The 14,299-nt window shown below is 66.3% G+C and carries 7 protein-coding genes and 2 pseudogenes; 5 read left to right on the forward strand and 4 right to left on the reverse strand.

What is annotated here, in order from left to right; translation table 11 throughout:
- Positions 1-487: pseudogene (locus DI526_RS17105) on the reverse strand (peptidase); the annotation flags it as partial.
- Positions 488-766: 279 nt separating this feature from the next.
- On the opposite strand from DI526_RS17105, the gene DI526_RS17110 reads away from it, so the two are divergent.
- Both DI526_RS17110 and DI526_RS17115 read left to right on the forward strand, forming a co-directional pair.
- The gene (locus tag DI526_RS17110) at positions 767-3,580 is read left to right on the forward strand and encodes a TonB-dependent siderophore receptor (RefSeq protein WP_304280566.1); all 2,814 of its coding nucleotides are present in this window, start codon (positions 767-769) and stop codon (positions 3,578-3,580) included.
- A 59-nt stretch (positions 3,581-3,639) separates the two neighbouring features.
- Positions 3,640-5,559, forward strand: a complete 1,920-nt coding sequence (locus DI526_RS17115; RefSeq protein ID WP_304280568.1) for a M61 family metallopeptidase — start codon at positions 3,640-3,642, stop codon at positions 5,557-5,559.
- Positions 5,560-5,592: 33 nt separating this feature from the next.
- Here DI526_RS17115 and DI526_RS17120 read toward each other — a convergent pair.
- The 3 genes and pseudogenes from DI526_RS17120 to DI526_RS17130 form a co-directional block, all read right to left on the reverse strand.
- Positions 5,593-5,793 (reverse strand): annotated as a pseudogene (locus DI526_RS17120) (SDR family NAD(P)-dependent oxidoreductase); the annotation flags it as partial.
- 255 nt (positions 5,794-6,048) lie between these two features.
- Positions 6,049-7,479 (reverse strand): OprO/OprP family phosphate-selective porin, encoded by a 1,431-nt coding sequence (locus DI526_RS17125; protein WP_304280570.1) that lies wholly within the window; start codon positions 7,477-7,479, stop codon positions 6,049-6,051.
- 89 nt (positions 7,480-7,568) lie between these two features.
- Complete coding sequence (locus DI526_RS17130; RefSeq protein ID WP_304280572.1) at positions 7,569-8,897, reverse strand: dicarboxylate/amino acid:cation symporter; 1,329 nt, start codon at positions 8,895-8,897, stop codon at positions 7,569-7,571.
- A gap of 205 nt (positions 8,898-9,102) precedes the next feature.
- Between DI526_RS17130 and DI526_RS17135 the strand changes: the two genes are divergently transcribed.
- The 3 genes from DI526_RS17135 to kdpA all read left to right on the forward strand — a co-directional run bounded on the left by DI526_RS17135 (position 9,103) and on the right by kdpA (position 14,292).
- Positions 9,103-10,941 (forward strand): ATP-binding protein, encoded by a 1,839-nt coding sequence (locus DI526_RS17135; protein WP_304280573.1) that lies wholly within the window; start codon positions 9,103-9,105, stop codon positions 10,939-10,941.
- A complete protein-coding gene (locus DI526_RS17140) occupies positions 10,941-12,284 on the forward strand; it encodes a sigma-54-dependent transcriptional regulator (RefSeq protein ID WP_369692055.1) in 1,344 nt (447 codons plus the stop codon). Before DI526_RS17135 ends, DI526_RS17140 begins: the two co-directional genes overlap by 1 nt.
- A 295-nt stretch (positions 12,285-12,579) precedes the next feature.
- Positions 12,580-14,292: a potassium-transporting ATPase subunit KdpA gene (gene kdpA, locus DI526_RS17145; protein WP_304280577.1), complete on the forward strand. Its 1,713-nt coding sequence runs from the start codon at positions 12,580-12,582 to the stop codon at positions 14,290-14,292.
- The last annotated feature ends 7 nt before the right edge of the window (positions 14,293-14,299 follow it).

Here is a 14,299-nt window from a genome sequence, read left to right on the forward strand (position 1 = left end):
GCTTGCCCGCCTTGACGTGGGCGTCGAGCGCCTTGTTCAGCGCCGTGCCCTTCCAGGCCCGCACATAATTGCTCTGGTCGCCGCCGCCGAAGAAGATGCCGTCGGCGCGCGCGATCACCGCCAGCAGCTTCGGATCCTCGCCAGCGTCCTCGTTGTGAATGACCAGTGTCTCGACCGACACCGCGCCGCCGACGTCGTTGTAGATTTCGTCCTGCAACTCACGGCCGCCGCGCGCGCGCAGTACAACGATGTGGCCGCCACCCGACTGCTTGACGAAGGTGCGGAACGCCTCAATCGGCCAGTCGCCGCCGCCGAACAGGCCCAGCAGCGGCCCTGTCTTGCCCGGCGTGGGCGCGTTGATGTCGCCCGTGACGTAGTACTCATAGCCGGGTCCGGCCGCGTCAGGGCCAGCCGGCGTCGCCGGGTGGGCGGTGGCAGTGCTGACGAGCAGGGCCGCCAAGGCCATCGCGGGCGCGAACCGAACCATGTGGATTTCTCCATTCGATCCGAGTCTAATCGCTCGGCCCCTTTTTGCGACACGCTGCACGTCGTTCCGCCCCTGAGATCAGCATCTCGCCCACCATCCAGGCGGGCTGAGCAAATTGCTGCACGATAGAGGCAAGATGTCCATTAACTTTGACAATCTGTCATTTACGACTTTCAATCTGAGAAATTCGCGACCCAACTAGGCCCAGTCTCGCAGCATAGTCGCTTACGGACCGCCCGGGACAGGGACCGCTGGCGTCAACATCGAGGGGGAATATCCATGAAGTCTCAGCTTCTTCGCGCCAGCGCGCTGGCTGGCGCCGCCGGCCTTCTCATCGTCGGCCAGGCGACGGCCCAGACCGCGCCTGCCAAAGGCGCGAACGACGACGCCGTCGAAGCCCTGGTGATCACCGGGTCGCGCATCCCCCGCGTGGCGACGGAGGGCCCCGCTCCCGTCACGGTCATAACGGGCGACGCGATCAAGGCCGCCGGCTTCAACAGCGTTCCAGACGTCATGCGCGCCCTGACCCAGAACGGCGGCGAGACCCAGACCCAGCAGTCATCCAGCGGCATGGACTGGACCCCGGGCGCCCAGCAGGTGGACCTGCGCGGCCTTGGCCCGAACCACACGCTGGTGCTCGTGAACGGGCGGCGCATCGCCGACTTCCCCCTGCCCTACAACGGCAAGAGCGCCTTCACCGACACCTCGTCGATCCCGCTGGGCATGATCGACCGGATCGAAGTGCTGAGCGGCAGCGGCTCGGCCGTGTACGGCTCGGACGCCATTTCGGGCGTGGTCAACTTCAATCTGAAGAAGAAGGTCGACGGCACGACGGTCGACGTGACCTTCGGCGGCTACGAGCACGGCGGCGGCGCCAGCCAGCGGGTCAACGTCTCGAGCGGATACTCGAAGGGCGACTTCGACCTGGTGATCGGCGGCGAGTTCGTCAATCAGCGTCCGATCTGGGCCTACGACCGCGATATCCAGGACAGCACCAAGGACAGCCCCAGTCCGCGCACGGCGATCGCGCGCCGCGACTTCCTGCGGATGGATCCTTCGGAGGATATCTATCTCGACCCCGGCGCGAACACCTGCAAGGCGCTCTCGAAGCTGAACGGCGGATCGATCGAATACGCCAGCAGGCCAGGCTGGGGCGCCTATGACGCCGATCTCGACGACTATGGCCCAGGCTTCTACTGCGGCAGCTACAGCTCTATCGGCTACGGCACGATCATCAGCGAGCGCAAAAGCGCGAACGTCGTCGCCTCGCTCAATTACGCGCCACGCGACACGCTGTCGTTTTTCGTGGACATCTCGGCCGGCTACAGCCGCACGCGGCAGTTCCAGGACGTCTTGAGCTGGCAGTATCAGGACGCCGAAGGCAGCGAAGACGGCATCTTCTACAATCAGGCCGCCGGCGGACTGGACTTCTGGCAACGGCAGTTCACGCCCGAGGAGATGGGCGGACTGAAGCGGGGCTTCATCAAGAACGTGTCACGCACGTTCAGCATCACGCCAGGGGTCAAGGGATCCCTGGGTGGCGGCTGGGACTATGAGGCCTTCTACAATTTCAGCCAGTATCGTTCGTCGATCAGCTGGCCCAAGGTCGTCACCTCAAAGGCGACGGCGCTGTTCCTGGGCCCTCAACTGGGCGTGGACGCCGATAGCGGCTATCCGATCTTCAACGCCGATCCGGCGCGTCTGTATAAGCCGCTCACCACGGCCGAGTTCGAGTCGATCACGGCGCGCACGACCTACAAGCCCGTTGCGCGGCAACAGGGCGTATCTTTCCAGATCAATCAGGCTGAACTGTTCCGGCTGCCGGCGGGCCCGGTCGGTTTCGCCGCGGTCGCGGAGTATGGACACCAGTTCTACAAGCTAGGCCTCGATCCGCTCGCCACCGTCAACTACTACTATGGCTTGCGAGACGCTGACGGCTCAGGGTCGCGCGATCACTGGGGCCTCGGCTATGAGTTCCGCGCGCCGCTGCTGAGCACCGTCGAACTGTCCACCGCCGGACGCTACGACAGCTACAAGTACGGCGGCTCCACGATCGACAAGTTCACTTATAACGGCGGCGTGGAATGGCGTCCGGTGAAGACGCTGCTCCTGCGCGCGGCCTATGGCACGGGCTTCCGGGCGCCGGACCTGCACTATGTCTTCGCGAAGGAAGGCATCAGCCACCCGTCGGGCACCGATTACTACCGCTGCCGTACTGAAGAGCCCGGCGAGGATATCGGAGACTGCAGCTACGCAGACGAGGGCCTGGTCAAGGTCCGCCTAGGCAACGCCGACCTGAAGCCGGAAACCTCCAAGTCCTTCAACTACGGCGCGGTGTGGTCGCCGGTCCGCAACTTCGACATCTCGGTCGACTACTTCCGCGTCCAACTGGACAACGCGGTGCTCGACATGAGCCTGGACAGCGTCCTGCGCCAGGAGGCCGACTGCCGGATCGGCAAGACCTCCGCCGGGACAGCCGTCAGCATCACCTCGCCGACCTGCGTCGACGCCCTGTCGCGCGTGAAGCGCAACCCGCTGACCGCCGCGATCAATCCTGGCGGGATCACCACCGTCACGATCAATCCGATCAACGTCGCCACGGAGCGGACAACCGGCGTCGACGTCGCGGCACACTACCGTTGGCCCACGAGCGCGCTGGGAACGTTCGACTTCAGCATCGCGCACACCTGGGTCCATAACCACACGAGCCGCCAGTATCCTGGAGATCCGATCGAGAACCAGCTGGCCTACGACAGCGGCTACGTCATTCCCCGCACCAAGAGCAGCGCGGCCATCAACTGGCGACTGGACGGCCTGAGCGTGGGCCTCCACGGCGAGCGCCTGGACCGCATCGCCAATTACAACGAGGACGGCTGGACCAAGGCGACCTACATGGTCAACGCCACGGTCCAGTACGAGATCAACGACCGCACCCGCGTGAGCCTGGCCGTCGACAACCTGCTCGACAAGAACCCGCCCCGTGACCCGACCTACTCGGGTTATCCGTACTACGACACCTCCTGGTTCTCCTCGACGGGGCGCAGCTACTACCTACAGCTGACCCGCAAGATCGGCGGCGCCGCCGGCCTGTGACGCCCTGCCTGGAGCGGTCATGCCCGTGACCGCTCCGCCACGTCGTTCAAGGAGACCGCATGACGCCCAGTCTGCTATTGGCCGCGTGCCTCGCGCTAGCGGGCGCGCCAGCCCTAGCCGACCCCAAGCCCGCCCCGCCCACACCGCCGATCCCGGCGGCGCGGGCCGTAGACTATCCGGGCGTGATCGACCTGAAGGTCGATGTCAGCGACACGACGCGCAAGGTGTTCCGCGTCACCGAGATTCTCCCCGTGCAGCCCGGCCCGCTGGTGCTGTCTCTGCCCAAATGGATCCCGGGCGAACACTCTCCCAGCGCCCAGATCGTGCTGATGAGCGGCTTCACGATCACCACCGAAGACGGTCGGCGGCTGGACTGGCGGCGCGATCCGGTCGAGATGACCGCCTTCCACGTGCACGTCCCGCCCGGCGTGAAGTCTCTAACCGTCCGGCTGGAGCAACCCACCGCCCAGCCCGGCGGACCTGTTCGGATCGCGGTGACGCCGAACCTGGTCTTGCTGAAATGGACCGCCGTCGCCCTCTATCCGGCAGGTTACGAGGTAAGCCGCATTCGCGTCCGCCCGACCCTCACCGTCCCGGCGAAGTGGAGCCTCGCCACTGCGCTGGACGGCGCGGAGACCACGGGCGCGACCACGCGGTTCGCCATCACCAGCTTCGAAACCCTCATGGACTCGCCGGTCTATGTCGGGCGTCACAAGGCCAGTTTCGACCTCGACCCCGGATCAGCGCGTCCTGTGCGGTTGAACGTGTTCGCGGACGATCCCAAGGACCTTAAGGCGACAACGACCCAGGTGGCGATCCATCGGCGCCTCGTGCAGCAGGCCGACAGGCTGTTCGGCGGCGCGCGGAATTTCGACCACTACGACTTCCTGCTGAGCCTGAACCCCACGGTCGGCTATCTGGGGGCCGAGCATCAGAGGTCGAGCGAGAACGGCTACAATTCCGCCGGCTATTTCACCGACTGGGATACTGCCTTCAGTGGCCGGGATATCCTCGCCCACGAGTATGTGCACGCCTGGAACGGGAAGCATCGCCGACCGGACGACCTCTGGACGCCGGACTATACGACCCCGATGCGCAACAGCCTGCTGTGGGTCTACGAGGGCCTGACTGAGTACTATGGCGACACGCTGGCGACACGCTCGGGCCTCTACTCACCCGCCCAGATGCGCCAGCGCCTGGCGCTCATCGCGGCGAACGCCCAGGCGACGCCAGGACGTGGCTGGCGAAGCCTGCGAGACACGACGAACGCCTACATCATGAACTCGGCCGGCGGCACGGGCTCCACCAGTTGGCTGCGGTCGCTCGACTATTACGAAGAAGGCCAGCTGCTGTGGCTGGACGTCGACACCCTGATCCGCGAACGCACCCACGGCGCCAGGTCGCTGGACGACTTCGCCCGCGCCTTTTTCGGTGTGGACGACGGCGACATGAAGGTCTCGACCTATAACTTCGAAAATGTCGTGTCGGCCCTGGACGCGGTCGCCCCCTACGACTGGGCCAGCTTTCTCAACGCCCGGCTCGACGCCCACGATCATGCGCCGCTCGACGGTTTGACCCGTTCGGGCTGGAGCTTGGGGTTCGACGCGCAACCTTCGGCCTATGTCGTCGCGTATGAAAAGGACGCCGAGGCCAGCCTGCTCACCTTCTCGCTTGGTGCGGAGATCGGCTGGGACGGCGCGGTCAAGGAGACGCTCTGGAACGGCCCCCTCTTCCAGGCCGGCGTCACCGCCGGCGCCCGGATCGTCAAGGTGGCGGGAAAGCCCTATTCTCCTGGCGCCTTGAAGACGGCGATCATCGCCGCGGCCAAGCCTGGCGCGCCGCCCATCACTCTGAGCGTCAAGGCCGACGACCATGTGCGCGAGGTCAGGGTCCCTTACCACCTGGGCTCGAGGTATCCTGCCCTCGAGCGCATCGCGAAGACCGAGGACCGACTGGGTCAAATTCTGTCGCCGCGTTAGCGGACATGCCGGAACGGCGCCAGCGTCGACCTCGCTCTCGTCCGTGCCGTCCATCTTCACAGCCAGGGGCGAGGCGCCGCTAGGGTCGAGCTCGTCGGCCGTCGCGCGTGCGGCCTCGATGTTGAGATCGGCGATAGCGACCTTCGCGCCCTCAAGGACGAAGTGGCGGGCGATCTCCTTGCCGATGCCACTGGCGGCGCCCGTGATGAACGTGGCCTTATCTTTCAAGTCCATTGGAATCCTCTGCTAGCTGCTCGCCTCCGGCGGAGGCGGGACGAGGTGGCCTCCTCGATCCGCCGACGCGCCGGCCAGGCCTCAGCGCGCCCGGCAACAGATCACGCCGAGGCCCTCGCCGCGCTGCTTGTCTAGGGTTGTTCCGTCGCCGCGGGAGGTTAGTCGCCGTTAGGCGCGTTGCTTGATCGCGGTGTGGGCGCGCCCGTTAGGGGACGGGTCTTTGCCCGCCCGCCTGGGGATACTTTGGGGCGATCGCTAGAACTCGACCTGAACTCGCGCCTGAGCCACCGTGACATCGGCGTCCAGTTCAACGCCGTTGATGGGCCGGTTATCGATCCTGGCGCGGGTCAGATTTCCGGTCAGTCGGACATAGCTATAGGGGTACCAATTGGCGCCAAGCGTGACGGACTCGTAGGTTCCGGCCGTGGCCAGGCCCGTCTGCGAGGCGGGGCGCACCAAGCCATTGGCCGACATGTGACTGAAATCGGCGTAGTCGTAGCGCGCCGCCAATTCGAGAGCCCCGAAGCCGCCCTTGTCGAGGGGATGCGCCACCTTGATCCTGCCGAACGAACCATTGGGATTGTAGGGCCTCGTCTCGCCAGTCGCGAACCAGCTACCGGCGACGTACGCGGTGGCGATATTGAAATCGGGTCCGCCAAGCGTCGGATTGAGGGTTGGGGCGATGCGGTCGACCTTGATCCGCGCCGCCTCGCCTTGCAGCGATACAGCCCGATGAACCCAGGCGAGCTCGACGCCCACAGTCGTGTCGCCATCGCCGACCGCACCGGTCGAAAAGAGCGTCGCCCCGGACGAGGTCTGAGGCCTGAAGGCGGTGTTGGCGGCGGCCGTGTAGGTAAAGCCGGTCTCCCCGCCCCGATCGCGCCGGCGTAGCCAAGCGCCCAGATGCAGGCGGTCGGCCTCAGACAGCTGCGGCGACCAGGTCGCGCGCACCGTCGCGCCCAGACGCTCCACGGCCTGGTTTGGATCATAGCCGCCAGCCGCGTCGGTCTTGTTGACAGTGTCGCCCTGCAGAGCAGCCCAGACAGACCAGTTCGGGCCGGTGCGGACGGCCTCCAGCGCCAGCACATAGCCGGCGTCGATCACATCGCCGTAGGCGCCACGCTCCATGAAGGTGATCGACTTGAACGAGGTCAGCGCCTCCAGCGAGGCGGCCTTCTGGTTACCCACCAAAATCGAAGTGCGAGGGTCGAGCTTGTACTCAAGGATAGCGTCATCCCAGCTCCAGCCACCGCCGTTCACGGCGCCGCCCTCGAGGCGATAGCCCCATCGTCCAGTCTGCCCCTCGACGCCGAGGTACAGCTGTCGCGCCCTGAACTGGCGAGCGTGATAGTCGGGAACGCCGTCGCGTTGGGATACCGCATCGACGGCGTCCAGCAGGATGCGCCCACGCAGCTTGAAGGTCGAACCCGAAGCATCGGTGAAGCGCGGCGAATTTTCCCAGCGAATGGGTTCCGCGGGCTTGGGCTGGGTGGCCGGGGCTGAAGGCAGGGTCTTGACCGGCGCGCCGGGCGTGACCGGGACAGTGGCCTGCCGCTCCAGAAGATCGAGCCTGGCCTGCAGTGCCTGGATTTGCGCCTTGAGTGCGGCCAAATCGGCGTCCTGCGCGCTCGCCGCGCCGGAGCAGCCAGCGGCGATGAGCGCCGTGGTGGTGAAAAGCATGCGCATGTGGGGTCTCCGCGCTATCTCGTGACGCGCAAAGGAAGGTCGATATTGGCGGCGCCGTGTTTCACAGGCGCCGCCGCGAAGGATCGTCGCTACTCGGCGGCGACAGGAACCGGCTCGACATCAGATGCAGCCGGATGTCCGGCCAGGGCCGCATCGAGCGCCCCCTTGTCGAGCGCCTTTTCCCAACGGCTGACCACGATGGTGGCGACGGCGTTGCCGATGAAGTTGGTCAAGGCCCGGCACTCGCTCATGAAGCGGTCGACGCCGAGGATCAGCGCCATGCCGGCGACCGGCACCGAAGGCACCACCGACAGGGTGGCGGCCAGGGTGATGAAGCCAGCGCCCGTCACACCGGCCGCGCCCTTGGACGACAGCATGGCCACGCCCAGCAGCAGCAGCTGGTCGCCCAGCGACAGGTGTACGCCGGTCGCCTGAGCGATGAAGAGCGCCGCCAGGGTCATGTAGATGTTGGTGCCGTCGAGATTGAACGAATAGCCGGTCGGCACGACCAAGCCCACGACCGGCTTGGCGCACCCGGCGCGCTCAAGCTTGTCGATCAAGCTGGGCAGGGCCGACTCCGAAGAACTGGTGCCCAGCACCAGAAGCAACTCGCTCTTCAGGTAGCGGATCAGCTTGAGGATCGAGAAACCGTTGAAGCGGGCCACCGCGCCCAGCACCACCAGCACGAAGACCAGCGACGTCGCGTAGAAGGTCCCGACCAGGGCCGCCAGGTTCACCACCGAGCCGATACCGTACTTGCCGATGGTGAAGGCGAAGGCGCCAAACGCCCCGATCGGAGCGGCCTTCATCAGGATGCCGACCAGGCGGAAGAAGGCGTGAGCGATCGACTCCAGGAGATCGACCACCGGCTGCCCCTTGTCCCCGACCAGCGCCAGAGAGACGCCGAACAGAATGGAGAAGAACAGCACCTGCAGAATGTCACCGTCGGCGAAGGCGCCCGTGACGGTTGCCGGAATGATGTTGCTGAGGAAGCCGACGATGGTCGTCTCGTGCGCCTTGGCGGCGTAGGTGGCGACCTTCTCGCTGTGCAGCGTGGCTGGGTCTATATTCATGCCGGCCCCGGGATGCACCAGGTTGGCCACCACCATGCCCAGCACCAGGGCCAAGGTGGAGAAGGTCAGGAAGTAGGTGAACGCCTTCAGCACCACGCGCCCGAACTTACCAAGGTCACGCATGCCGGCGATGCCGGTGACGACAGTCAGGAAGATCACCGGCGCGATGACCATCTTCACGAGCTTGATGAAGGCGTCGCCCAGCGGCTTCAGGCTCTCGCCGAACTCGGGTTGGAAGTGACCGATCAGCGCCCCCAGGGTGATCGCGATCAGCACTTGAACGTAAAGGTGCGTGTACCAAGGCGCCGGGCGCGGCGGTGATGCGGACGGTGTTTGCGGGATCATGATGCTGGGCTCCTGCTTGCTTCCTCATACGCCCTTGCGGTTTGGGCGCTTGAACAGACTGTGAAGCAGAAGCCCGCTCAGCGCCTTCGCACCGTGTGGCAGCCTATAACTTCATGAAAAAAAAGGGGATCTGTGAAAAGAGGCTGGCTAGATCGCCGCTAGCCGTGTCATAATCCGCCGCGAAATCATCAAAGCTGTGTGGAATATGACACAAGCTGACACAGCAGGTTCCGACCTAGTCGCCGCGCCGCTCGCCGTTTCCCGTCTGCGACTGGCGGGGTTCGTGGCGGCGGCTGCGGTCATAGGCGCTTTGCTGGCGTTGTCGGTCGGCGCGCTGATCGAGCAGCGGGCGATGGCCGGCCTACGGATCCGGGCCAACGCCTCCGCGGCCCTGCATGCGGCGGTTCTTCGCAGCGAATTGGACAAGCAGCGGGCCCTGCCCCTGGTCCTGGCCGACGACGCCGACCTGAAGGCCGCGCTAATCAGCAACTCACCCGCGCGGCTAGCCGTCCTGTCTCGCAAGCTGGAGGCGTTAGGAACACAGACGCGCGCCGCCACGGTCTATGTCATCGGCGCCGACGGCGTGACCGCCGCCGCCAGCAACTGGCGACGGCCAACCAGTTTCGTAGGCTCCAACTATGGGTTCCGTCCCTATTTCGTCGAGGCTCTGCGTCAAGGCTACGCCGAGCAGTTCGCCCTCGGCACGGTCAGCCGCAAGCCCGGCCTCTATCTGGCTCGTCGGGTGGATGGGCCCGCGGGGCCGCTCGGCGTCGTCGTCGTCAAGCTGGAGTTCGACGGTGTCGAGGCGGCCTGGCGAGCGATCGGCGAACCCGCTTTCGTCGTCGACCGCGACGGCCTTGTGCTGATCACCAGCCAGCCTGCATGGCGGTTTAGGGCGCGCGAACCCTTGCCGCGCGCGAAGCGTGAGCTCCTACGGTCCGAAGGCCAGTACGGCGCGGCGACATTTGCGGCCCTTCCCTTGCGCGCGACCGCTGGCGGCGTGGCCCGGACAGACGCGCCGCACGCCGATCCCCAGATTGAGACGCGCCTGCCCGAGGTCGCGCCCGGCTGGACCTTGCACCTCCTGAGCACCACGCGCCCCGCCGAACAGGCCGCAACCGCTGCGCGCTGGATCACCATCCTCGTGTGGACCCTGCTTAGCGCGGGACTGGTGTGGCTCTCGTTGCGCCGACGGCGCATGCTGCAAATGGCTCTGCGCGATCGCGAGGCGCGCCTTGAGTTGGAGCGACGGGTCGAGGCGCGCACCGCCGAACTGACGGAAGCCAACCGCGCCCTATCCCATGAGGTTGACGAGCGTCAACGGACGGAGACCCGTCTGCGTTCGCTGCAGGCTGATCTGGTTCAGGCCAACAAGCTGGCCTCCCTCGGCCAAATCGCCGCCGGGGTGGCGCACGAGATCAATCAGCCGGTGGCGGCGATTAGGGCGAACGCCGACAATGGCCTTCTGCTGATCTCGCGCGGCCGAGCCGAAGCCGCCGGCGACACCTTATCTGCCATCGTAGCCATGACCGAAAGGATCGGTCGGATAACTGACGAACTGCGGGCCTTCTCGCGCAAGGCCGACGGCCGGGTGGAGCCGACCCTGGTCAGCGAGGTGATCGACGGCTCGGTGCTGCTGACGGCAAGCCGCTCTCGACGCCAGGAGGCTCGCCTGACACGTCAGGGCGAGGCTGCGGGACTCCGCGTACTCGGCGAGCGGGTGCGCTTGGAACAGGTTCTGGTCAATCTTCTGCAGAACGCCTTCGAGGCGGTGGAGCGCCGCGCCGACGGCGCCGTTTCGATCACCGTGCGGGACCTTGGCGACACCGTCGAGATCGCCGTGAGCGACAATGGCCCCGGCCTGGCGCCGGAGGTCGAGCGCGCGCTGTTCACGCCCTTCCTGACCACCAAGCCACGCGGCCTCGGCCTTGGCCTCGTCATCGCCCACGACATCGCCGCCGACTTTGGCGGGCGCCTCTCAGCCGCCTCCACGCCCGGCCAGGGTGCGACCTTTGTCCTGACCCTGCGCAAGGCGCCCGCTTGATGTCCCGTGTCGGCAGAATCCTGCTCGTCGACGACGACGAAGCGCTTCGGATGGCGGTCTCGCAGGGCCTGACCCTGCGTGGGTTTGACGTCGCTACCTTCGACAATGGACCGGCGGCGCTGAAGGCGGTTTCGCGCGATTTCGAAGGCGTGGTGGTTTCGGACGTGCGCATGCCCGGCATGGACGGCCTGGCGCTGTTCGAGCGGGTGCAGGCGATCGATCCAGACATCCCCATGCTGCTGATCACCGGCCACGGCGACGTGGCCATGGCTGTCGCCGCCTTGCAGGACGGAGTCTATGATTTCGTCTCCAAGCCCTTCCCGATGGAGCGGCTGGCCGCGGCGCTGTCTCGGGCCCTCGAGAAGCGCAGCCTGGTTCTGGACAACCGGCGCCTGGAAGCCGCTGCTCAAGGCGCGGGCGGCGCCTTTGTCCTCGGCGACACGCCGGTCATGCAGCGTCTAAGAGCGACCATCGCCCAACTCGCCGAGACGGAGGTGGACGTCCTGATCCAAGGCGAGACCGGCGTCGGCAAGGGGCTCGTCGCCCAGGCGCTTCACCGCGGAGGATCGCGTCGCAACCGCGCTATGATCACGATCAACTGCGCAGCGCTGCCTGAAGCGGTGTTCGAGACCGAGCTGTTCGGCGCCGCCAGCGGCGCCGCCAATCTTCGCCCCAGCATCGGTCGCATCGAGCGCGCCGACCGGGGCGTGCTCTTCCTTGACGAGATCGATGGCTTGTCGCCCGCCATGCAAGCCAAGCTGCTGAACCTTGTGGAGGAACGCGAGATCTGGCCCGTGGGGGCGGCTGAACCTCGCCATCTTGACCTACGGATCATCGCCGCCAGCAAGGTCGACCTCGCCGAGGCGGTGCGCGCCGGCGCCTTTCGCGCCGACCTCTACTACCGACTGAACGTGGTGACGCTGGTGGTGCCGCCACTGCGGGAGCGGCGGGAGGACGTGCCGTCGCTGTTCGGCTACTTCCTGGCCGAGGCTTCGGCCCGGCTAAGGCGGCCGACGCCCCGGCTTACCGCCGTGGTCCGCGACCATCTGCTCGGCCACGACTGGCCTGGGAATGTTCGCGAGCTTGTCCACTACGCCGAACGCGTGGCGCTGGGTTTGCCGTCCGCAGTGCTTGTCGAGGACGTCGGTCGAGGCGTCGCGGAGGGGCTCGCCGAAAGGATGGCTCGCTATGAAGCGATGGTCATCCGCGAGACGCTGACCGCCTGCGAGGGCGACGCCCGCATCGCCATGGCCTTGCTGCAGACACCGCGCAAAACCTTCTACGACAAGCTGCGCCGCCACGGCATCGAGATCGATCGCTACCGCCCCAAACCCGCGTCGTAACGCCGCCGGCCGGTCCGTCTTTACGCCGCCTTTATGCGCGACCGTGGCTTTCGCATGGAGCCTTTACGCGGCTTCGTGGTCCCTGGTCTCCGACACCAAAGGAGGCCGTCATGGCTGATCTTCTGTACGGGGCGCTGGCGTTTGGCCTGTTCGCCCTGTTCCGCGCGTTCGTCGCCGCGTTGAGGCGCGTCTGACGATGCTCGTGAACATGCTGTGGGGCGCCGGCGCGATCGTGATCGCCGGCTACATGGTCGCGGCGATGCTGCGGCCCGACAAGTTCTGACGGACCTTATCCATGACCTGGCAAGGATGGGCTGAGATCGCCCTGACCCTGAGCCTGGCGGTCGCCATCGGCTGGCCGCTGGGCGTTTTTCTGTCGCGCGTCTGGAACGGCGAAAAGACCTTCCTCGACCCCGTGATGCGGCCCGTCGAGGGCCTGTTCTACAAGGCCTGCGGCGTTGACCCGACCAAGAGCCAGAGCTGGCACGCCTACGCCCTGGCCCTGCTGGCCTTCAACCTGGTCGGCTTCGTCTTCATCTATGCGGTGCTGCGCCTGCAGGGCGTGCTGCCACTGAACCCGCAGGGCTTTCCAGGCCTCTCGGGTCACCTGTCGTTCAACACGGCGATCAGCTTCGTCACCAACACCAACTGGCAGAGCTATGCGGGCGAGAGCACGATGTCGACGCTCAGCCAGATGCTGGTGCTGACGGTGCAGAACTTCGTCTCGGCCGCCACCGGCGCGACGGTCGCGGCGGCTTTGGCCCGGGCGTTCGTCGCCAATCGCGGCGAGGGCGTCGGCAATTTTTGGGGCGATCTGGTCCGGACGACGCTTTACCTGCTGCTGCCGCTGTCCTTCGTGGTGGCGATCCTGCTGGTCGCCCTGGGACTGCCCCAGACCCTGGCCGCCGGCGTCACCGCTCACACGCTGGAGGGCGCCGATCAGAAAATCTCGCTCTACGCCGTGGCCAGCCAAGAGGCCATCAAGATGCTGGGCATCAACGGCGGCGGGATCTTCAACGCCAACTCGGCCCATCCGTTCGAGAACCCGACCCCGCTGACTAACCTGATCACGGCGGTCTCGATCAACACCCTGGGCTGGGCGGCGTTCTTCGCCTTCGGCCGCATGGTGCTGGCCAAGAAGGACGTGCGCGCCCTGGTGATCGCCGCCTTCGTGCTGCTATTCGCCGGGGCCGCGGGCGTCTACGCCACCGAAACCCAGGCCCCGCCGGCCCAGGTCGCCGCCAAGGTCGACGCGTCGGTGAACATGGAGGGCAAGGAGGTTCGCTTCGGCGCGCCTGCCACGGCCGCCTGGGTAGCCATGACCACCGGGGCATCGAACGGCTCGGTCAACGGCATGCATTCCAGCCTGATGCCCCTGGGCGGCGGGATCGCCATGTTCCTGATGCAGCTGGGCGAAATCCTGCCCGGCGGCATCGGCTCGGGCGTCGCCATCATGGTCGTCATGGCCCTGCTGTCGGTGTTCGTCGCCGGCCTGATGGTCGGCCGCACGCCCGAGTATCTGGGCAAGAAGGTCGAGGCGCGCGAGATCCAGTTCTCGATCCTCGCGGTGGTGATCATCCCACTATCGATGCTGGGCTTCTCCGGGATCGCCGCCGTGCTGCCCGAGGCCTTGAAGGGCTTGATGCACAGCGGGCCGCACGGCCTGTCGGAGATCCTCTACGCCTATGTCTCGGGCACGGCCAATAACGGTTCGGCCTTCGCCGGCCTGACCGCCAACGCCCCCTGGTGGGACGTGACGCTCGGGATCGCCATGGCGCTGGGACGCTTTCTCCCGATCGTCGCGGTGCTCGCGATCGCCGGCAGCCTAGCCGCCAAGCCCAAGCTCGCGCCGACGGCTGGCACCCTGCCGACTGACGGCGGTCTTTTCATCGGCCTCCTGATCGGGGTGATCCTGATCCTGGGCGGCCTGCAATTCTTCCCCGCGATGGCGCTGGGACCGATCGTCGAGCACTTCCAAGCGCTCGACGCGGTCGCCGCCCTCCGCTGAGTGGTGA

The sequence above is a fragment of the Caulobacter segnis genome (assembly GCF_003243465.1).
In the GTDB taxonomy this organism is placed as follows: domain Bacteria; phylum Pseudomonadota; class Alphaproteobacteria; order Caulobacterales; family Caulobacteraceae; genus Caulobacter; species Caulobacter segnis_A.